This is a genomic window from Sinomicrobium pectinilyticum (assembly GCF_003725735.1).
Lineage (GTDB): Bacteria > Bacteroidota > Bacteroidia > Flavobacteriales > Flavobacteriaceae > Sinomicrobium > Sinomicrobium pectinilyticum.
Window position 1 is genome coordinate 94,010 of the sequence record NZ_RJTM01000057.1, and the last position, 21,383, is coordinate 115,392.

The window sequence follows — 21,383 nt, forward strand, 5'->3', positions numbered from 1 at the left end:
ACAATGATTTTAGAAATGAAAGTTCCTTCGCCGGGGGAATCTATTACAGAAGTAGAAATAGCCGAATGGCTGGTTTCTGACGGGGATTATGTAGAGAAAGACCAGGCCATTGCGGAAGTGGATTCGGATAAAGCAACCCTGGAACTCCCTGCCGAGGCGAGTGGTATTATTACGCTTAAAGCCGAAGAAGGCGATGCGGTTGCCGTAGGTGAAGTGGTTTGTCTGATAGATACAGGCGCTGCCAAACCGGAAGGAGGGGATGCAGACAAAAAAGAAAAACCGGAAGCCAAAGAAGAAAAGAAAGAGGCCCCGAAAGAAGAGGCTAAACCGGCAGCACAGCCAGCCCAGCCCGAGAAGAAAGAAACTTATGCCTCTGGTACGGCTTCTCCTGCAGCAAAAAAAATACTGGAGGAAAAAGGAGTTCCGGCAAATGAAATAAAAGGGACTGGTAAAGACGGCCGTATTACCAAAGACGATGCCGTAAAGGCAGTGCCTTCTATGGGGACGCCCGGACCCGGGAGCAGGGGTCAGGAACGTAAAAAACTTTCCATGCTCCGCCGAAAAGTGGCGGAACGCCTGGTCTCGGCCAAGAACGAAACGGCTATGCTTACCACCTTTAACGAGGTGAATATGACGCCGATCTTTAAATTGAGAAATCAGTATAAAGAAGACTTCAAGTCAAAGCACGGGGTAGGTCTCGGTTTCATGAGCTTCTTTACCAAGGCGGTAGTGCGGGCATTACAGTTATTTCCGGATGTAAACTCCATGATTGACGGGGATTATAAGATAAGCTACGACTTCTGCGACATTTCCGTAGCCGTATCAGGTCCCAAGGGGCTTATGGTGCCCGTAGTGCGAAATGCGGAAAACCTGAGCTTCAGGGGAATCGAATCGGAGATCAAACGTCTGGCCATCCGTGCCCGTGACGGACAGATTACCGTAGATGAAATGACCGGAGGGACCTTTACCATTTCCAACGGTGGGGTGTTCGGAAGTATGTTGTCCACACCTATCATCAATCCGCCGCAATCCGGTATTCTGGGAATGCACAACATTCTGGAACGTCCTATTGCCGTAGACGGAAAAGTAGAGATACATCCCATGATGTACGTTGCCCTTTCCTATGATCACAGGATCATTGACGGGAAGGAATCCGTAGGTTTCCTTGTGGCTATAAAAGAAGCCCTGGAGAGCCCGGAGGAGCTGCTCATGGACGGAAATGCCAGAAAGGCATTGGAATTATAATAAAAAAGTAAAGGCGAAGACTTTTAAAGCCCGGATTTCCGGAACTGCTTTTGGCAGGAGGAAATCCGGGTTTCTTTTTTCTGTGTGGACCTAGTCCTGCATTCCCGCAATAGTCTTTGCGGCTTCTTCGACCGTTTTTTTACTGTTTCCCACGAATATCTTTCCGTCCGCCAGTATTACCGGCCTTTTCAGGAAAGTGTAATGCTCCAGGATAAAGCGTTTGTAATCCTCTTCGGCCAGTTTTTCTTCCGCCAGGTTTCTTTCCTTGTACAGTTTTGCCCTTCTGCTGAAAAGGCTCTCGTAAGAACCGGCCAGTTTCTTCATCTCTTCCAGCTGTTTTACTGTTATCGGTTCGGATTTTATGTCTTGCAATACAAACGAATCCGGAAGCTGAAGCTGTTTTATGATGCGTTTACAGGTGTCGCAGGTGCTGAGGTGATATATCTTGTTCATAAAAAATGATGCTTTATACAAAAGTAGCATAACTTTCCGACAAAGCAGAAAGGAGGAGTGCCCTTAAATAGTTAGCTTTGGAAAAAATTAGCGATGTACGAAAAACAGTTTGATATTTTAAAAAATACCAGGAGCCTGGTGGTAAGTGCCATTGACGGATTGTCCCTGGACCAGATCAATAAGATCCCCGAAGGGTTTAACAATAACATTGCCTGGAACCTGGCGCATCTTGTGGTGTCGCAGCAGATATTGTGTTACAGACTGTCCGGGCTGGAGTGTAATGTCAGTGAAGAAGTTATAAACGGCTACAGGAAAGGAACTGCGCCGAGTCCCGAAAAACCGGTTACAGAAGAGGAGTTGCTCTACTTCCGGGAACTATTTCTGAACAATGCGGATAAATTCCGGGAAGATTACCGGAAAGGTCTCTTTACGGAATACAATACATATACCACAAGCATGAACGTAACACTTACCGATATAGGTTCGGCAATGGCTTATAATAATATGCACGAAGGCCTGCACCTGGGTTACATACTGGCACTGAAACGGGCTATAAAATAGCCAGGTATGGTTTTGCCTCTTCCAGGGGGATTTCAAGTGTCTTGCCACCTTCTGCATAAGAACTGATATCGTAGGCATTGTAATGGAGGATGATATTGTCTTTGGTAAAACCGATATTTTCCGGGAGCTGATAAGTGTCGTCTTCAAACCAGAACCCGGTGCTGTTGATGTTGCTGCCCTCGGGAATTTTTTCCTGTGTCCGGAATTTTTTTTCGGCGATTTTTTTGAACGCTTTCATGTCGGTGAACAGCTCCGTATTGTCATATTCCTTACCGGTTTTCGGGTCCAGGTTGAGATAGGTGAGGCTCGAGTAGCCATGTGCACCCCCGGTATACATAAATGCCGAGAAGGCAATACTGTGTAGCTTTTCTCCTTTAAAAAGTACTTCTCCCTGGATGTCCGCTTCATAGCCAAATGCAAAATCCGGTTGCATTTTCTTGTCTTTCAGGTATTCGTTTTTAAAGTTTTCGACAGCCTTTTCTATGGATTCTTCCTTTTTGGCATCGGGATCTATAATAAAATAGCTGATGATCTTGTCATCAATAATGGCATTGATCTTCTCTGCAATGGCTGTAGAGGCCACAGCTATAGGGAAGCTTACTTTTACTTTGGCACATGGGTTTTTATCACAATCACCGGAGTCCGTTGCAATTTTATGAGAGGTATAGGAAAGTTCGTCGTTCTTGACACAGCCTGCCACGATAAGGAGTAGGAAAATAACGGGTAAGAGCCCGGGTCGGGAATGTATATTTTTCACTTTCATTGGGTCCGGTTAAATTTAAAATGCTTTTCTGTTTGATTGTTATGGGTTTATATTCTTTTGGTTACGACAAGACCGTGTTCAACACGGTCCGTTACTCCGTAAAAGCAAGAATAATAAGCTAAAGATACTTCTTTATTGTGAATGGGAAAAAGTAAATGCTATTTTTGTGTAGCAGATACAGGCAACGGAGACTGTGATATGCAGTGCAGGCACGGACAGTTGCCCGATTAAACAACGGACGTATGGAGTTCAATACCAAGACCATTCACGGAGGCCAGGAACACGATAAAGCTTACGGCGCCGTTATGCCCCCCATATACCAGACATCTACCTACGCACAGACTACCCCCGGAGGGCATAAGGGGTTCGAATATTCCAGGACACATAACCCCACGAGGTCAGCACTTGAAAATGCTTTTGCAAGCCTGGAAAACGGAAAGTACGGACTGGCGTTTGCCAGTGGCCTGGCGGCGATAGATGCGGTACTCAAGCTGTTAAAACCCGGGGACGAAGTTATCTCTACCAATGATCTTTACGGGGGAACATACAGGCTTTTCACCAAAATATATGAAGATCTCGGTATCCGGTTCCGTTTTACGGGTATGGCGGATGCCGGGAAAATAGAAGACTTTATAACCCCTGCCACAAGGCTGATTTGGGTAGAGACACCTACCAATCCCATGATGAATGTCATAGATATCGAAACAATTTCCGCGGTGGCCGGAAAGAATAACTTGCTTCTGGCGGTAGACAATACTTTTGCCACGCCGTACCTTCAGCAACCGCTGGACCTGGGGGCTGATATTGTTATGCATTCGGCCACAAAATACCTGGGCGGGCACAGCGATGTGGTGATGGGTGCGCTGGTGGTGAAGGAGAAGGCCCTGGCAGACAGGCTGTACTTTATACAGAATGCCAGCGGGGCTGTTTGCGGCCCTATGGACAGTTTTCTGGTGCTGAGGGGGATAAAAACCCTTCATGTAAGAATGCAACGCCATTGTGAAAACGGAAGGGATATAGCTCTTTTTCTTAAAGATCACCCGGGAGTAGAAAAAGTATACTGGCCGGGACTGGAAAATCACCCGAACCACGAGGTCGCCAAAAAACAGATGCGCGATTTTGGTGGTATGGTTTCTTTTGTGGTAAAGGGAAATGATGCGGAGAAAGCTATCCGTGCCGTAGAAAAGCTGAAGGTATTTACCCTGGCAGAATCCCTCGGTGGTGTGGAATCACTTGCAGGTCATCCGGCGAGTATGACCCATGCCGGTATCCCGGAAGAAGAAAGGAAAAAACTGGGCATATCGGATGCGCTGATACGGCTTAGTGTGGGGATAGAAGATGTGAGCGATCTTATAGAAGACCTGAAGCAGGCGCTGGAATAATGTATCCTTAATAATCAGAAAAAATAACCTCATAATTTTGACTATATCGTATATTTGCACCGATATTTTAAGAATTTTCCAATTACACTCTATTTTTGATACGACACACTTATGAAACAAACAATTGAAGAATTTTTGGCCTGCGTGGAAGAACGAAACGGCCACGAACCGGAATTTATGCAAGCCGTAAAAGAAGTTGCGGAAACGGTAATTCCATATATAAAGGAACATGAAATTTATAACGGAAAGAACATTTTGCTGCGGATGGTAGAACCGGAAAGGGTTATAATGTTTCGCGTTCCCTGGGTGGACGATAAAGGAGATATCCAGGTTAACCGCGGATACCGTATAGAAATGAATTCTGCTATAGGTCCTTATAAAGGAGGGCTTCGTTTTCACCCCTCGGTAAACCTCAGCATTTTGAAATTCCTCGCCTTTGAGCAGGTATTCAAAAACAGTCTTACTACGCTGCCCATGGGTGGCGGAAAAGGGGGGGCCGATTTTGATCCTAAAGGGAAGTCAGACAACGAGATCATGCGTTTTTGTCACGCATTCATGGCAGAACTTTTCCGTCATATAGGACCCAATACCGATGTACCTGCCGGTGATATAGGTGTAGGGGCACGGGAAATAGGTTTTATGTTCGGTCAGTACAAAAAACTCAAAAACGAATTTACGGGAGTACTTACGGGAAAAGGCCTTTCCTGGGGTGGTTCCCTCATCCGGCCCGAAGCTACCGGGTACGGAGCGGTTTACTTTGCGGAAAGTATGCTGAAGACCAGGGGGGAAAGCTTTACAGGTAAAAAAGTGGTTATATCCGGTTCCGGGAACGTGGCTCAATATGCAGCGGAAAAAGCTATTATGCTGGGGGCCACCGTACTCACCCTCTCCGATTCATCAGGGTATATTTATGATGCGGATGGTATAGACGAAGAAAAACTCGCCTATGTTATGGAACTGAAAAATGTGAAGCGCGGAAGGATCAGTGAGTATATTCTCAAATATCCCCAGGCAAAATATGCAGCGGGAAAAACCCCCTGGGGAGAAAAATGCGACATTGCCCTGCCTTGTGCAACACAAAACGAACTGGATGAAAACGACGCCAGAACACTGCTGGAAAACGGTTGTTTCTGTGTTGCGGAAGGCGCGAACATGCCATCGACGCCGGGTGCTGTGGAAGTATTTCATGACAGGAAAATACTTTTTGCTCCCGGAAAAGCTTCCAATGCCGGAGGGGTTGCTACTTCAGGGCTTGAAATGTCGCAGAATGCCCTCAGGGTAGGCTGGACCCGTGAGGAAGTAGACGAAAGGCTGAGGAAGATTATGCTGGATATCCACGATTCGTGTATAAAATACGGTAAGCGGGAAGACGGGTTTATAGACTATGTTAAAGGAGCTAATATTGCAGGCTTTGTAAAAGTGGCAGATGCTATGCTGGCACAGGGTGTGGTATAGTGTCCTTTTCACTTTTTGACAATACACCGGGAGGCTGCCATAAAAGGCAGCCTCTTTTTTTGTCCTTTCGTTATCGGGAAGTTCCTTTTTTTCGGTAAATATACTGTTCTTCCTTGCGAAAAACATATCTTATACTGTTGTTTGTCAGGGATTTTTCCTGTCATTTTATTCTCGGTTTGCGATATGTTTACAGTAATTTATCGCAAAACTTAAGCAGATTATCGATAATTTGCCTATTTTTATACTTCAAAATCTCAATGTGCTCTATGGAAATCTTCCCCAAAGAAATAATTGATAGTACTGTGGAGGCCCATCATTTTAAACTCAGGAACCGTAGCAAGATCATCTATGCTATCGTTCTGTTGAGTATTATGGGATTTCTCCTGTCGCTCCCTTTTATTTACGTAGATGTATATACGACTTCCAGGGGTATTATTAAACCTGAAGACGAACGGACTGTGCTGACACTTATAAATTCCGGAAAAGTGGCTTACAAGAACATGGCCAACAACCAGAGGGTTGAGGCCGGAGATACTTTGCTTATCCTGAATAATGAGCAGATCAGCGACAAACTTTCACTGTACAGACAGCAAATCGGGGAAAACAGGACCTTTCTGCACGATTTGTCCCTGCTTACGCGCAACACTCCCATAATGCCCTCTCAGCTTTCTTCTGCAAAATACAAGGCGAGCTATATGGAGTACAGCCAAAAGATCAAAGAACTAAAAACACGTCTGGAAACAACACGAAAAGATTTCGAAAGACACGAAAAACTCCACGCGCGTAAAGTGATTTCCAATTCGGAATACGAAGCCAAAAAACTGGAATACGATATGGCCATGAACGACCTGGAAAACTATAAAACACAACAGCGTTATCAATGGCAGTCCGAGCATACTTCCCTGAACAATACACTGAAAGAACTGGGATCGGACTTTAACCAGTACAGTTCAAATAATGAGAACCAGGTACTGATCGCCCCTGTTTCGGGTACACTGTTAAATGTGGCCGGACTGGATGTCGGCGGATATATTAATTCCGGAGTGAAGATCGCGGAGATTTCCCCCGATACCAAACTGCTTATCGAATGTTATGTGCCGCCCACAGATATTGGTCTGGTAAAGGAAGCACAGTCCATAACCTACCAGATAGATGCCTTTAATTACAACCAGTGGGGCTTTGCCTCCGGACAGATAGTAAGTATAGGCAATGATATAGAAACCATTGATGAAGAATCTGCGGCCTTTAAGGTAAGATGCAGCATTAACGAGAGTTATCTGCAACTGAAAAACGGTTTTAAAGGCAATTTAAAAAAAGGGATGACCCTGACCGCCAACTTTAAGCTTACCGAGAGATCCCTGTTCGACCTGCTATACGATAAGGTGGACGATTGGCTGAATCCGTCCAGGGCACGGCAGAACTGAAGAAAAATAATATGATTTATACGTTTAGACTGGAATTAACCATCTAAAACCCCTTTAGATAATGAATAATTTAAAGAACCTGGAACGACTGCAACAACTACATCAGCTTATTGTAAAAGAAGCTACGGGCTCACCGCCACAGTTGGCCCGGCTCATGCAGATAAGTGAACGTAAGGTATATCAGCTTATCGAGCAGTTAAAAGACATAGAGGCCCCTGTTTCGTACAGCAGGGTGCATAAAACGTATTTCTATGAAGATGATTTTGACCTTCAGGTAACGGTTTCCGTGACCGTTCTGAAAGATAATGAACTTACCGAAATCTTCGGGGGAAGTTATTTTTTATCAAATAAGATCCAAACTGCAAGCTTTATGCAGGGATCCATATTATCTTAGTCATATGAAACAAGGGTGCCAAAACTTTTGTTTGTAGTATTTTTTTAAATATTGCGTCCTAAATTATTGTGTAACTTAAACTATTAATGTCATGAAAAACTTAGACAATTATGGTGTTCAGGAGCTGAACACGGCTGAATTACAGGAAATCAACGGAGGTCTTGATCTGGGAGCAGTTATCGGCCTGGTTACCGGAGTTCTCGGTACTGTTACCGGTGTGGTAGGAGGAATTGTTTCCGTAGTGGGAAGCATCGTAGAACTTACCCTGGGACTTATCTCCGGAGTGGCAGATCTGTAAACAGGTTTGTTGAGAGATACAGAGAAACCGTATTGAAGAGAAATTACAGAAAAAGGGATGTCAATCCCGGAAAAACCTGGAAATTCTCTTGGATACGGTTTTTTATTCCCGTCGAATTAAAGGAAAGAACTGCAAGGTTTGTGCAGCGAACGAAGCTACCTTAGCGGTATAAAGCAGAGGCGTATAGACCTGAGTTCTGGATTTGATATACAACCTGATACCGGAAAAACATAATCAAGTAATTAATTCATATAATTTAATTTAAATCAGAAATCATGAAAAATTTAGACAATTACGGAGTTCAGGAACTGAACACTACTGAAATGAACGAAATCAACGGCGGACTGATCGGAGGCCTTGACGGGGTTTTTAACCTGGTAACCGGCGTTATCAATACCGTTGTTGGTGTTGTAGGAACTGTAGTTAACACTGTTACAGGTCTTTTAGGAGGTCTGTTAGGCGGACTGTAATCATTACACATTACACCAACCGAAAATGTAAAAGCCAGGTATTGTTGAAAATACCTGGTTTTTTCTTGAAGAAAGACCCAAAAAAACATTAAACTGCAAGGTTTGTGCAGTGAATAAGACTAATTTAGCGGTATCCAAACCTCCCTTGTTAATAGCTTTTGCCCCATACAAATCTTATTGAACATAATCTGATTGTTATGAAAGATCTGAATAAATTCGGAGTTCGGGAGCTGGAATGTTCCGAACTGTATGAAATCAACGGGGGGATAGCTCTCGGGGATGCCATAACACTGCTAAACGGTATCCTTAATATTGTCCTGGGATATATGAATGCGGCGGTTAAGGCCGTGGAAGATTACATAAACAGTTTTCTGGAAGGTATTACGGCTTAGGCCTAATGACAGAGAAGTGCTTTACCCGGTTACGTATTTTCTCAATCTTTTACTTTTTGTAAAAAGATGATGTAAATAGCTAAAATCATTGTGTAATTAATTAATATTTTATCATGAAAAATCTGGAAAACTACGGAGTTCAGGAAATGAACACCAACGAATTAAAAGAAGTAAACGGTGGACTTTTAGGAGACCTTGGCGGAGTTATTGACCTGGTAACAGGAGTTATCGGAACAGTAACCGGTGTTGTAGGGACCGTTGTGAATCTGGTTAGTGGTCTTTTAGGAGGTCTTCTCGGAGGTATCTAATCCCGGAAATTACAAAGAACACAAAAGAGGGTGATTAAAGTCATCCTCTTTTTTTATTTACGCCACGAATTCACGAATATCTTTATAAGTACAAACCCATTTTCATTCGTGAATTCGTGGCCGGACAGATTTTCAGTCTGCCACAAACCTATGGACTTCAAGTCCATAATAGTTTGGTTTTGTAGTTAAAAACATACAAAACTGCAAGGTTTATACAGTGAGTAACATTAAATTAGCAGTAAACTTTTGGCACTTTGTTTTTTTACCCTTTTCCTTTTTATACGATGTTGTTATCGTGTAAAAATGATTGCTAATCTTATTGTATAACTTAACTTAACAAATCATGAAAAATCTGGAAAACTACGGAGTTCAGGAGCTGAACGCCACGGAAATGAATGAAATCAACGGAGGGATAACCCTCAGTCTTGGACAAGCCCTTGGGCTGGCCTTGGGTGTGGTTAATATTGTTGTTGACGCCGTGCAGGATGCTGCAGTGGCTGTTGCACAATATGTAGCCGGGATTATCGGAGGATTATAGAATCTTCAACCTTTGAACGTTTATAAGACTGCTTTTCCGAATAGGGAAAGCAGTTTTTTTTTATGCATATGTAAGATAAATCTTCGAGTGTGAAGTAAGTTTTTAAACTGCAAGGTTTGTGCAGTGAATATAGCTACCTTAGCCTTAATTAAATAAGAGTTTATGCACTTTTACAAGTGTTTCACGATATTATTCCGGTTGCTTCGGGCAGCCGGAGTCCAGCCATAACTGTTACGAAATTGCACACCTTTTATAATTGTTTTATTAACTTAACTTAGATTCTATTATGAAAAATTTAGACAATTACGGAGTTCAGGAACTGAACGCTACTGAAATGAATGAAACAAATGGCGGATTAACTATCAGCATAGGTATAGGAAGTTTAAGCGGTGCGCTTTCCGGCGTAATAGGCTTTGTTACCGGGACTGTTGGTGGGGCTGTTTCTCTGCTGTCTAGCCTGTTGGGGAGCATATCCATTTCTGCTTCTGCAGAAGCATAGAGATATAAGTAATATATTTCAGTCTAAAAGTTTAAGCTGTTCCCTTTTGGGAATGGCTTTTTTATTGATCCGGGTTTTTATTAGTGTAACAGTCGGGAGTGCTTCGGGCTGTTAGTGGTGAGTTATATAGCGGGATATCGGGGCATTCAGTCTAAAACCTGCTTCGCAGGTATCGGAAATTACGGGAAAAGGAGACTTATGTATGGATGAAAAGGAAGTATTTCAGGATATGAAATCCGATAAGCGAACTGAAATAATGAAGGCCTTTTCCCTGAAACACCATATAGCATTTATACCAAGCCGGTATGATTTGCAGGATTAAAAAACACTCTCTGCATGTTTTGTGCAGTTTTCCGGCTTATTTTGCGCTCCCAAACCCGAATTACTGCTATGGCAAAAAAGAAGACCATAATAAAACAACACGATATTACCGATTGTGGGGCTACCTGCCTGGCTTCCATATCAGCTCATTACAATTTACAAATACCCATTGCCCGTATACGGCAGTATGCCAGTACCGATAAAAAGGGGACCAATGTGCTCGGCCTTATTGAAGCCGCCCAGAAACTGGGCTTTGAGGCCAAGGGAGTTCGCGGAGACATTAACAGCCTCTTCAAGATTCCGAAACCCGCAATAGCTCATGTTATCGTCCGGGAGGTATTACACCATTATGTAGTCGTATATGAAGTGACCAAGACACATGTGATGGTCATGGACCCTGGAGATGGAAAAATGCACAAGAAGACCCATAAGGAGTTCCAGGAAGAATGGACCGGAGTACTGGTTATTCTGATGCCGGATGAAAGCTTTTCTGCCGGAAATGAAAAGGTTTCTTCGCTCAGGCGGTTCTGGTTTTTGCTGCGCCCTCATAAATTTGTTCTTCTGCAGGCCTTTTTCGGGGCCCTTATTGTTACCCTGCTCGGTTTTTCCACTTCTATTTATCTCGGAAAGATCACGGATTATGTGCTTACGGGAAGTAATACCAAGCTTCTCAATCTCCTGAGTGTGGTAATGCTCATACTGCTGGCGTTGCAGATCATTGTAGGCATATTCAAGGATACTTTTCTCATAAAAACAGGGCAGCAAATAGATGCCCGGCTCATACTGGGATATTATAAGCACCTGTTGAAATTGCCGCAACAATTTTTCGATACCATGCGGGTCGGGGAGATTATTTCCCGTATTAACGATGCTGTTAAAATACGTACTTTCATCAACGGGGTGGCGCTCAGCCTTACCGTAAATGTGCTTATCCTTATCTTTTCTTTCGCATTGATGTTCTTTTACTATTGGAAACTGGCGCTTATCATGCTGGCTATTATTCCGTTTTACCTTGGTATTTATGTAGTGACCAACAGGCTCAATAAAAAAGCAGAAAGAAAGGTCATGGAACGCGGAGCCGACCTGGAAAGCCAGTTGGTGGAATCATTGAACTCTGTGGGGACCATCAAACGTTTCGGACTGGAGTCTTTTGCGAATATTAAGACAGAAGCCCGCTTTATCAACCTGTTGAATATCGGCTATAAGTCGGCTTTAAACACCGTTTTTTCTACCACTTCTTCTACTTTTATTTCCCAGTTGTTCACTATTGTACTGTTGTGGAGTGGGTCCTATTTTGTTATAGACCGTGAAATAACCCCGGGAGAATTGCTGTCTTTTTATGCCATTATCGGTTACTTTACAGGCCCCGTGGCCCAGTTGGTAGGGGCAAACAAGCAAATACAGAATGCCTGGATCGCAGCAGACCGTCTGTTTGAGATTATGGACCTGGAACGCGAAGAACAGGAGGATAAAATAAAACTTACCCGGGAGAACATGGGAGACATAACCTTCCGCAATGTCTATTTCCGGTATGGTACCCGGGTAGAAGTCTTCAAGGATTTTTCCCTGGAGATACCCAAAGGTAAGATCACCGCAGTAATCGGAGAGAGCGGTTCCGGAAAATCGACCCTTATCTCCCTGCTGCAAAATATTTATCCTATACAAAAAGGTAAGATCCTCATAGGGGAATACGATTTGAAATATATTGAAAACTCCAGCCTGAGGGATTTGGTGGGAGTAGTGCCACAGAAAATAGATCTTTTCGGGGGAAATGTGGTAGAAAATATTGCCGTCGGAGAATTCCAGCCCAATATGGAAAGGATTATGGAAATATGCAAGAGCATAGGTATCCTTCCGTTCATTGAAAACCTGCCCAATGGTTTTGCAACCTATCTGGGAGAAAACGGGGCAACGCTTTCCGGAGGGCAAAAGCAGCGTATTGCCATAGCAAGGGCACTTTATAAACAACCGGAAATACTGGTGCTGGACGAAGCCACTTCTTCCCTGGACAGTACTTCGGAGAGTTTTGTGCAAAAAACCATTGCCAGTCTCAGGGAAAAGAACAAAACCATTATAGTTATAGCCCACCGGCTGAGTACCGTAGTCAATGCAGACAAAATAGTAGTGCTGGACAAGGGAGAGGTCATAGAAGAGGGGAGTCATAGGGAATTGTATCACAGCCAGGGGCATTATTACAAGTTATGGCAACAGCAAATACCGGAATTTTCGGTTTGAGATAACCGGGCATGTACTGATTTTCCGGTTCCGGATACTTGCAAAATTTCCTTAGGTTTGCAGTAAACCCGGGAAACAATCATCGCGTGTATGGTAATAACTACCAAAGCCATAGTGTTGTCGGCTATAAAATATAGCGATACCAGCCTTATTGTCAAGTGCTTTACCGAGTGCTGCGGAGTGCAGTCCTATCTTTTGCGTGGCATCCTGTCCTCCTCCCGTAAGGGAAAATTAAAAAAAGCTCTTTTCTTTCCGCTTAACCAATTGGAAATCACAGCCGGTCACAAGGGGAAAGGTAACCTTGAGCACATCAAAGAAGCCCGGGTAGAACATCATTACCATACCCTTTATTCCGATATGACCAAAAATGCCGTCGTGCTTTTCCTGGCAGAAGTGCTGAGCAGTTGTATACAGGAAGAAGAGGAAAATACAGCATTGTACCGGTATATGGAAGAAGCCCTTCTTTGGCTGGACAGACAGGAAAATACAGCAAATTTTCACATATTGTTCCTGCTGAAATTAACCAGGTACCTCGGCTTTTATCCGGATGCTTCAGAAGATCACCTCCCTTATTTTGACCTTCTGGAAGGTGTTTTTGTTTCCCATGCCGGATATGGCCCTGTTATTGAAGGGGTTACTCTGGAATACTTCCGGAAATTTCTGGGAGCGGATTTTGAAGGCCTGTCCCGGAGAAAGCTTACAAAGGATATTCGCAGAAATATTTTAGATGGCCTCATAACCTACTACGAACTGCATCTTTCCGGTTTCCGTAAGCCGAAGTCCCTGCAGGTCCTGCATGAAGTATTCCGTTGAAACGGTTTTTGCAGGATAGGTGTTTTAAAGATAAGTAAAGTCCTGAAAAACCATTGCGGTGGTCTGCCGGTACGGCTTTCGGATCCATGTAAAGATGATGAGTACCCTGCAATACGAAAAAGAATTCCGGTGAAATGACGGTCCGGGAGAAGAAACTCATAATCAGCTTTAAACCCCGGGGTTCCCGGCGGTGGAAGTTTGCCGTGGTCTGTCCCCGTGACGAACGCGCCGATTTTCCCGGCTGACCTCCTTTACAATTCGTTGAAAATGATTAATTTCGCAATCTTAAAAGAGATAAGGAGAACAAATAATGAAATTTACCGAGTATAAAGGTCTTGAACTGCCTGAACTGGCAGAAGAAATCCTGAATTATTGGGAGGAAAACAGTGTTTTTGAAAAGAGTATAACATCACGGGAAGGATGTAAACCCTTCGTTTTTTACGAAGGCCCGCCCTCGGCAAACGGACTGCCGGGAATCCACCACGTAATGGCACGTGCTATCAAGGACATTTTTTGCCGTTACAAGACCCAGAAAGGCTACCAGGTAAAGCGTAAGGCCGGGTGGGACACCCACGGGCTTCCGGTAGAGCTCGGTGTGGAAAAGGAACTCGGTATCACCAAAGAGGACATAGGCAAAAAGATATCGGTGGAAGAATATAACCAGGCCTGTAAACAAGCGGTTATGCGATATACCGGTATCTGGAACGATCTCACCCGTAAGATGGGGTATTGGGTGGATATGGATAATCCGTACATCACCTACAAATCCAAATACATGGAAAGTGTATGGTGGCTGCTAAAACAGATATATGACAAAGGCCTGATCTACAAAGGGTATACCATACAGCCCTATTCCCCGAAGGCCGGAACAGGGCTCAGTTCACATGAGCTCAATCAGCCGGGATGCTACCGGGATGTTACGGATACTACGGTCGTTGCCCAGTTCAGAACCATACAGGACACGTTGCCGGAAGTGTTGCGCGGATACGGGGATATCCATTTGCTGGCCTGGACTACAACGCCGTGGACATTGCCGTCCAATACGGCGCTTACCGTAGGGCCGAAAATCGAATATGTGCTGGTGAAAACGTTCAACCAGTATACTTTTGAGCCTATACATGTAGTCCTTGCAAAGAATCTGGTAGGAAGCATATTTGCCGGCAAGTATTACGCAGCGGAAAGCGGGGAGGATTTTGATACTTATACTTCGGAAAAGAAAAAGATACCATACCGTGTACTGGCAGCATGTAAGGGAGCAGACCTTGTAGGTATAAAATATGAACAGTTACTGTCCTATGCCCTGCCCTACCGGCATCCGGAAAATGCTTTCCGGGTAATTCCGGGCGATTTTGTCACTACAGAAGACGGTACGGGTATCGTGCATACTGCGCCCACTTTCGGTGCGGACGATGCCAGGGTGGCAAAGGAAGCTTCTCCGGAAGTACCGCCAATGCTGGTACTCGATGATAATAATAACCCCGTACCGCTGGTAGACCTCCAGGGACGTTTCCGCGGGGAACTGCCGGAAGTAGGCGGTAAATATGTGAAAAACGAATATTACGACGATGATAAGGTGCCGGAGAAATCGGTGGATGTGGAGATAGCCATAAAACTGAAAGAAGAGAACAAGGCCTTTAAAGTCGAAAAATATGTGCACAGTTACCCGCATTGCTGGAGGACAGACAAACCCGTATTGTATTACCCGCTGGATTCCTGGTTTATAAAGGTGACCGAGGTAAAAGAACGGATGTATGACCTCAATACTACCATAAACTGGAAACCGAAGGCTACCGGTGAAGGACGTTTTGGCAACTGGCTGCAGAATGCCAACGACTGGAACCTGTCCCGTTCCCGTTTCTGGGGTATACCTTTGCCTATATGGCGTACTGAAGACGGTAAAGAGGAGATCGTCATAGGCTCGGTAGAAGAACTGAAAGCCGAAATGGGAAAAGCAGTTACGGCCGGGGTGATGGAGAAAGACATATTCGCGGACTTTATTGCCGGAGATATGAGTGAGGAGAACTATGAAAAGATAGACCTGCACAAAAACGTGGTAGACCGTATTGTCCTGGTGTCGCCTTCCGGAAAACCGATGAAGCGGGAGTCTGATCTCATCGATGTTTGGTTCGACAGTGGTTCTATGCCGTATGCCCAGTGGCATTACCCGTTTGAAAACAAGGAAAAAATAGACGGGGGAGAAGCTTTCCCCGCCGACTATATAGCAGAAGGGGTGGACCAGACCAGGGGGTGGTTCTATACCCTGCATGCCATAGGAACCATGATTTTCGATTCCGTAGCCTATGAGAACGTGGTCTCCAACGGGCTGGTTCTGGATAAGAACGGGCAGAAAATGTCCAAACGCCTCGGCAATGCCGTAGACCCTTTTGTTACACTGAAAGAATACGGTCCGGATGCTACCCGGTGGTATATGATCAGCAATGCCAACCCATGGGATAACCTGAAATTCGATGTGGAAGGGATAGCCGAGGTACGCCGGAAGTTTTTCGGGACTTTATACAACACTTATTCTTTCTTCGGTCTCTATGCCAACATAGATAATTTCACCTATTCGGAAGCCGACATACCGTTGGAAGAACGTCCGGAGATAGACCGCTGGATACTGTCGGAACTGAACACGCTTATCCGTAAAGCGGACGGTTTTTATGCCGATTACGAGCCTACAAGGGCAGCCAGGGCTATTTCCGATTTCACACAGGAATACCTGAGCAACTGGTTCGTACGTCTCAGCAGGAGGCGTTTCTGGAAAGGAGATTACGGCAAAGACAAGATTTCCGCTTATCAGACGTTATATACGTGTCTGGAAGTGATTGCCAGGCTCGGGGCTCCCATAGCGCCTTTCTATATGGACAGGCTATACAGGGACCTCACTGCAGTGACCGGAAAAGGAAATGCGGAAAGTGTGCACCTGGCCGATTTCCCGGTGTATGATGAAAAGTGTGTGGATAAATTGCTGGAACACAAGATGGAGAAGGCACAAACCATATCTTCCCTGGTACTGTCACTGCGTAAAAAGGAAAGCATCCGGGTACGCCAGCCGTTACAGAAAATAATGATCCCGGTACTCGACGAACAAAGCAGGGAAGAGATCCTTGCCGTAGCCGATCTCATAAAATCGGAAGTGAATGTCAAGGAGATAGAACTGCTGGATGATGCTTCCGGAGTGCTGGTAAAACAGGTGAAGCCCAATTTCAAAAAATTGGGGCCGCGGTTTGGTAAAGATATGAAGTTGGTTTCCAGTAAAATACAGGGGTTTACGCAGGAAGATATTAAAAAAATCGAGCAAAATGGCCTAATTGAGGTGGAAATTAACGGAAAAAGCATTACTTTAGTTAGCGATGAAGTAGAGATCTCTTCACAAGACATAGAAGGATGGTTGGTTGCAGTGTCGGAAGGGCTTACCGTAGCTCTGGATGTTACGATCACCGAAGACCTTCGAAGGGAAGGTATAGCAAGAGAACTGGTGAACAGGATACAGAACCTTCGAAAAGATTCGGGCTTTGACGTAACAGACAAAATAGATGTGAAGCTTCAGAAAGACGGTTCTGTGGAACAGGCAGTAACGAGTAATCTCGATTATATCAAGACAGAAACCCTGACAGCAGAGCTCTATCTTGAAGAAGATATGAAAAACGGTACGGAAGTTGCTTTTGATGATGTGAACACCAAATTGTTTATTCAAAAACATTAACGCTATGAGTACAGATGTAAAGGTAAGATATTCCGATAAAGAACTGGAAGAGTTCCGGATATTGATAGAAGGAAAAATTGACAAAGCCAAAAAGGATCTGGAACTGATAAGAAGCGCATACATGAATGACGGCAATAACGGTACGGACGATACCTCTCCTACATTCAAAGCTTTTGAAGAAGGTTCCGAAACCATGAGTAAAGAGGCCAATACGCAGTTGGCTATCCGCCAGGAAAAGTTTATCAGGGACCTGAGAAACGCATTGGTTCGTATAGAGAATAAGACCTATGGCATTTGCCGCGTAACCGGGAAACTCATCAGTAAAGAACGTCTGAAACTCGTGCCTCATGCTACATTGAGCATTGAAGCCAAAAACATGCAGAAGAGCTAGAAAACCCTCCGGTGAATACGGAATGTATGCCGTAACAGATACCCGGGTGGCCCGATAGCGATACGTTATAAAAAAAAAGACCTGCCGATGTTCCGTGTCCGGCAGGTTTTCTTTTAAACAAGGGAGTGTATTATCCGAAACGGAGTATATTTGTATTTTTGGCCTTTGCTTAAAAGAAAAAGAAAAATGATATTTAAAATCCGCCTCAGGCGGACATATTGGTAAAGGGATCATGTCTTTAAAAAAAGCCGCTTTAATAATCTTCCTGGTTGTTCTTATAGATCAGATAAGCAAGATTTATATCAAAACCCACTTTGTCCTGGGAGAATCGGTAACTGTTTTCAGTTGGTTCAAAATATTATTCATTGAAAATGAAGGAGCGGCCTGGGGTACAAAACTCAGTGATATCATTCCCTTTATTTCGGATGAAGCAGGAAAAATTGCCCTTACGGTTTTTCGCCTGTTTGCTATTTGCGGGATCGGTTACTGGCTGTATGATGCAGTGAAGAAAAACAGCCCCAGGATATTAATAATTTGCATAGCCCTTATTTTTGCGGGCGCATTGGGTAATATTGTAGACTCTGTTTTTTACGGCCTGGTCTTCAACGAGAGCCATAACGAGGTAGCGACCCTTTTCGCGGCCGAACCTTATGGTAAACTCTTTCACGGGAAGGTAGTGGATATGCTTTATTTTCCGATGGTAAATACCACCTGGCCCGATTGGGTACCCGGACTGGGCGGAAGGGCCTTTCGTTTCTTCGAACCGGTATTTAATCTCGCGGATTCGGCCATTTTTATCGGTGTAGTGACCCTTTTGATTTTTAATAAACAGGCATTCCCTAAAAAGGAAGAAACGGCAACTCAGGAAAACGCATAGATATTTTCCGGGGTTACACAGTAATCCAGTCTTATATCGCTTTCCAGGACTTCCGTAATATATTCTTCCGCTTCAAAAAAGGAGAGGCCGACCTTTATAGTATCCTTCCGGCATAAAGACAGAAAACGATCGTAAAACCCTTTCCCGTATCCTACACGGTGCCCCTTTGCATCAAAAGCGAGCAGCGGCACAAAAACAACATCTATTTTTGCGGGAGGCACTTCCAGCCCGTCAACAGGTTCGGGAATATCATATACGTTTTTTTTCATCACGGTATTGTCCGTAAGCAGGTAGTGGATCATGGAGCCGTCTTCAAAATTGCTTTTCGGTATTACGATCTCCTTATCTTTCCCCTGGAGAATACTCAATATGAAAGAAGTATCTATTTCCCGGTGTTTTTCGATCGGGAGAAAAATATGGTAATATGTGCCTTTCCAGATAGGTAAGGACAGTATTTTATTGGCTATGCCGAGACTTTTTTCTTCGGCGGCTGCATCAGTTACCTGCCTGCGCAGGCCTTTGTATTTTATTCTCAGTTCCTTTTTATCCATGAAACTTTTTGATGTACTGTAAAGCAATCCCGGTGCGAAGCTTTGGTTTTACTGTTTTATTTACAGGTTAACGGTAGTACTGTTGCTTTTTCTGTTGTCCGGGAGCATGGTTTTTGGCATTTTTTTCACCGGTTATCTTTTTCATTTGCCCTGGGGGAATGTCTCCTTTGGCATTGGTATGAACCCTGTGCACACTGCAGGAAGTAATAAATACAGCCATGAGGAAAAGTCCGAATATAAATTTCAAATTTCTCATAATCCTTATATTTTTAGGTATGACTATGTTTAGTATATGCAAATATACCTTAAAAATCATGCCATCTTTTCTTCCGGCAAAGAAAACCGGGTGAAGTAGGTGGACGGATCGGCAAAAAGTAATATATAAAATTACTAATTTCGCTATATGAGCACTACTTCTGTAGATATACTACTCCAGACCCTTCCGGACAGTCCCGGTGTCTATCAGTTTTACGACAAAGACGGAAAGATATTATATGTAGGGAAGGCCAAAAACCTGAAAAAGAGGGTGTCTTCCTATTTTCACAAAACCCATGAATACGGCAAGACTAGGGTACTTGTTAAAAAAATCGCAGACATCCGGCATATTGTAGTTCCCACGGAGACCGACGCGCTGCTTCTCGAAAATAATCTCATCAAGAAGTATCAGCCGAGGTATAATGTTTTACTGAAGGACGACAAGTCCTACCCCTGGATATGTATTAAAAAGGAGCGTTTCCCCCGCATTTTTTCCACGAGAAGGGTTATAAAGGACGGTTCCGAATATTTTGGCCCCTATACCAGCGTGAAAACCATCCGGACACTGCTGGAGCTCATCAAAGGACTTTATCCGCTGCGAACGTGTAACTATGACCTTTCTGCCGATAAAATAGAAGCGGGTAAATACAGGGTATGCCTGGAATATCATCTGGGGAATTGTAAGGGGCCCTGTGAAGGCCTGCAATCTATCGGTGAGTATGATGCGCAGATCAGGGCCATACGGGAGATCCTTAAAGGTAATTTCAAGGATTCCCTGCAAAGTTTTAAAACCCGGATGAAAGCCTGTGCCGATGAGATGCAGTTCGAAGAGGCCCACAGGATCAAGGAGAAAATAGAAATACTGGAAAATTACCAGGCGAAATCAACCATAGTAAACCCCAGGATCAGTAATGTGGATGTATTTTCCATTGTTTCGGACGATAGTTATGGTTATGTCAATTTTTTACAACTATCTTACGGTTCCATTATCCGGGCCCATACGATAGAAATGAAAAAGAAGCTGGAGGAATCCGATCAGGAATTACTGGAACTGGCCATTACGGAGCTCCGGCAGCGCTTCCATTCCAGGTCCGGGGAGATTTATGTACCGTTTCCCGTAAAAACTTCCGATAATGTCAAGGTCACTATACCCAAGCTGGGCGATAAAAAAAGACTGGTGGAACTGTCCGAAAGAAATGCCAGGTTTTACCGGCAGGAACGTTTCAAACAGGTAAAAATCACCGATCCGGACAGGCATGTGAACCGCGTGATGGCACAGATGAAGCAGGACCTGCGCCTAAAGGAAGAACCGAGGCATATTGAGTGTTTCGATAATTCCAATATTCAGGGGACCAATCCGGTTGCGGCCTGTGTGGTGTTCAAGGACGGCAAGCCCAGTAAGAAGGACTACCGGCATTTCAATATCAAGACCGTAGAGGGGCCGGATGATTTTGCTTCTATGGAAGAGGTGGTTTTCCGAAGGTATAAAAGACTTTCGGAAGAAGGGCAATCCCTGCCGCAACTTATCGTTATAGACGGAGGGAAAGGCCAATTGTCTTCCGCATTAAAAAGTCTCGACGTTCTGGGGCTCCGGGGGAAAATTGCAATTATAGGGATCGCCAAACGGCTGGAAGAAATATATTATCCCGGGGATTCCGTACCGCTTTACCTGGACAAAAAATCCGAAACCCTGAAAGTGATACAGCATCTCCGGAATGAGGCGCACCGGTTTGGCATTACGTTCCACAGAAATAAAAGGAGCAATGCCGCGATAGACAGTGAACTGACAAACATCGAGGGAGTGGGCGATAAAACGGCCGAAGAACTATTGAAAGAATTCCGTTCGGTAAAACGGATAAAAGAGGCGGAACTGAAAGAAATTTCGAAAGTGATCGGACAGGCAAAGGCAAAGAAAGTTTATGATTATTTTCATTGAGGGATGCCTGTGATGAGGTTTTTTGCCTATATTATGAGATGAAGATCAGATAACAGAACCGGGATGATGATGTTATTTGCGGATGCTGTTATTCCGGTGTTCTTCATTTGAAA

At 44.3% G+C, this 21,383-nt stretch carries 22 protein-coding genes; 18 read left to right on the forward strand and 4 right to left on the reverse strand.

Annotation, left to right across the window (positions count from 1 at the left end):
- Window positions 1-3: 3 nt before the first annotated feature.
- Complete coding sequence (gene odhB / locus ED312_RS08145) at window positions 4-1,245, forward strand: 2-oxoglutarate dehydrogenase complex dihydrolipoyllysine-residue succinyltransferase (RefSeq protein WP_123215502.1); 1,242 nt, start codon at window positions 4-6, stop codon at window positions 1,243-1,245.
- Window positions 1,246-1,335: 90 nt separating this feature from the next.
- Here odhB and ED312_RS08150 read toward each other — a convergent pair whose 3' ends face one another.
- Complete coding sequence (locus ED312_RS08150; protein ID WP_123215503.1) at window positions 1,336-1,698, reverse strand: arsenate reductase family protein; 363 nt, start codon at window positions 1,696-1,698, stop codon at window positions 1,336-1,338.
- Between the two features lie 93 nt (window positions 1,699-1,791).
- Here ED312_RS08150 and ED312_RS08155 point away from each other — a divergent pair, with 93 nt between their 5' ends.
- Window positions 1,792-2,259, forward strand: coding sequence for a DinB family protein (locus tag ED312_RS08155; protein WP_123215504.1), 468 nt, complete (start codon window positions 1,792-1,794; stop codon window positions 2,257-2,259).
- On the opposite strand, the gene ED312_RS08160 is transcribed toward ED312_RS08155, so the two are convergent.
- On the reverse strand, window positions 2,249-3,022 hold the full coding sequence (locus tag ED312_RS08160) for a DUF3298 and DUF4163 domain-containing protein (RefSeq protein ID WP_123215505.1): 774 nt from the start codon (window positions 3,020-3,022) through the stop codon (window positions 2,249-2,251). The two genes, ED312_RS08155 and ED312_RS08160, sit on opposite strands and share 11 nt — an antisense overlap.
- 242 nt (window positions 3,023-3,264) lie before the next feature.
- Between ED312_RS08160 and ED312_RS08165 the strand changes: the two genes are divergently transcribed.
- From ED312_RS08165 to ED312_RS08235, 15 genes are all read left to right on the forward strand, one after another.
- Entirely contained in the window at window positions 3,265-4,404 is a 1,140-nt protein-coding gene (locus ED312_RS08165; protein ID WP_123215506.1) for a cystathionine gamma-synthase, read from the forward strand.
- A 111-nt stretch (window positions 4,405-4,515) separates the two neighbouring features.
- Window positions 4,516-5,859: an NADP-specific glutamate dehydrogenase gene (gene gdhA / locus ED312_RS08170; protein ID WP_123215507.1), complete on the forward strand. Its 1,344-nt coding sequence runs from the start codon at window positions 4,516-4,518 to the stop codon at window positions 5,857-5,859.
- A 266-nt stretch (window positions 5,860-6,125) separates the two neighbouring features.
- Window positions 6,126-7,283 carry an HlyD family secretion protein gene (locus ED312_RS08175; protein WP_170164468.1) on the forward strand — a complete coding sequence of 386 codons (1,158 nt, stop codon included), beginning with the start codon at window positions 6,126-6,128 and terminating at the stop codon, window positions 7,281-7,283.
- 61 nt (window positions 7,284-7,344) lie between these two features.
- Entirely contained in the window at window positions 7,345-7,677 is a 333-nt protein-coding gene (locus ED312_RS08180; RefSeq protein ID WP_123215509.1) for a DNA-binding protein, read from the forward strand.
- A gap of 91 nt (window positions 7,678-7,768) precedes the next feature.
- On the forward strand, window positions 7,769-7,975 hold the full coding sequence (locus ED312_RS08185) for a hypothetical protein (protein ID WP_123215510.1): 207 nt from the start codon (window positions 7,769-7,771) through the stop codon (window positions 7,973-7,975).
- Between the two features lie 275 nt (window positions 7,976-8,250).
- Window positions 8,251-8,445: a bacteriocin gene (locus tag ED312_RS08190; RefSeq protein ID WP_123215511.1), complete on the forward strand. Its 195-nt coding sequence runs from the start codon at window positions 8,251-8,253 to the stop codon at window positions 8,443-8,445.
- Window positions 8,446-8,642: 197 nt separating this feature from the next.
- Complete coding sequence (locus ED312_RS08195; RefSeq protein ID WP_123215512.1) at window positions 8,643-8,837, forward strand: hypothetical protein; 195 nt, start codon at window positions 8,643-8,645, stop codon at window positions 8,835-8,837.
- 113 nt (window positions 8,838-8,950) lie between these two features.
- Window positions 8,951-9,145 (forward strand): bacteriocin, encoded by a 195-nt coding sequence (locus tag ED312_RS08200; RefSeq protein ID WP_123215513.1) that lies wholly within the window; start codon window positions 8,951-8,953, stop codon window positions 9,143-9,145.
- A gap of 343 nt (window positions 9,146-9,488) precedes the next feature.
- The gene (locus tag ED312_RS08205) at window positions 9,489-9,683 is read left to right on the forward strand and encodes a hypothetical protein (protein WP_123215514.1); all 195 of its coding nucleotides are present in this window, start codon (window positions 9,489-9,491) and stop codon (window positions 9,681-9,683) included.
- 286 nt (window positions 9,684-9,969) lie between these two features.
- Window positions 9,970-10,182, forward strand: a complete 213-nt coding sequence (locus ED312_RS08210; RefSeq protein WP_123215515.1) for a hypothetical protein — start codon at window positions 9,970-9,972, stop codon at window positions 10,180-10,182.
- Between the two features lie 390 nt (window positions 10,183-10,572).
- Window positions 10,573-12,738 carry a peptidase domain-containing ABC transporter gene (locus ED312_RS08215; RefSeq protein ID WP_123215540.1) on the forward strand — a complete coding sequence of 722 codons (2,166 nt, stop codon included), beginning with the start codon at window positions 10,573-10,575 and terminating at the stop codon, window positions 12,736-12,738.
- 90 nt (window positions 12,739-12,828) lie between these two features.
- Window positions 12,829-13,551, forward strand: a complete 723-nt coding sequence (recO, locus tag ED312_RS08220; RefSeq protein ID WP_123215516.1) for a DNA repair protein RecO — start codon at window positions 12,829-12,831, stop codon at window positions 13,549-13,551.
- A gap of 310 nt (window positions 13,552-13,861) precedes the next feature.
- Complete coding sequence (gene ileS, locus ED312_RS08225; protein ID WP_123215517.1) at window positions 13,862-17,260, forward strand: isoleucine--tRNA ligase; 3,399 nt, start codon at window positions 13,862-13,864, stop codon at window positions 17,258-17,260.
- Window positions 17,261-17,264: 4 nt separating this feature from the next.
- A complete protein-coding gene (locus ED312_RS08230) occupies window positions 17,265-17,651 on the forward strand; it encodes a TraR/DksA family transcriptional regulator (protein WP_123215518.1) in 387 nt (128 codons plus the stop codon).
- A 232-nt stretch (window positions 17,652-17,883) separates the two neighbouring features.
- Entirely contained in the window at window positions 17,884-18,528 is a 645-nt protein-coding gene (locus tag ED312_RS08235) for a lipoprotein signal peptidase (RefSeq protein WP_123215519.1), read from the forward strand.
- Here ED312_RS08235 and ED312_RS08240 read toward each other — a convergent pair.
- Both ED312_RS08240 and ED312_RS08245 read right to left on the reverse strand, forming a co-directional pair.
- Window positions 18,513-19,079: a 5-formyltetrahydrofolate cyclo-ligase gene (locus ED312_RS08240; protein WP_123215520.1), complete on the reverse strand. Its 567-nt coding sequence runs from the start codon at window positions 19,077-19,079 to the stop codon at window positions 18,513-18,515. The genes ED312_RS08235 and ED312_RS08240 overlap by 16 nt on opposite strands.
- A gap of 67 nt (window positions 19,080-19,146) precedes the next feature.
- Window positions 19,147-19,335 carry a hypothetical protein gene (locus ED312_RS08245; RefSeq protein WP_123215541.1) on the reverse strand — a complete coding sequence of 63 codons (189 nt, stop codon included), beginning with the start codon at window positions 19,333-19,335 and terminating at the stop codon, window positions 19,147-19,149.
- Between the two features lie 147 nt (window positions 19,336-19,482).
- Between ED312_RS08245 and uvrC the strand changes: the two genes are divergently transcribed.
- Window positions 19,483-21,270, forward strand: coding sequence for an excinuclease ABC subunit UvrC (gene uvrC, locus ED312_RS08250; protein WP_123215521.1), 1,788 nt, complete (start codon window positions 19,483-19,485; stop codon window positions 21,268-21,270).
- Window positions 21,271-21,383 lie beyond the last annotated feature (113 nt).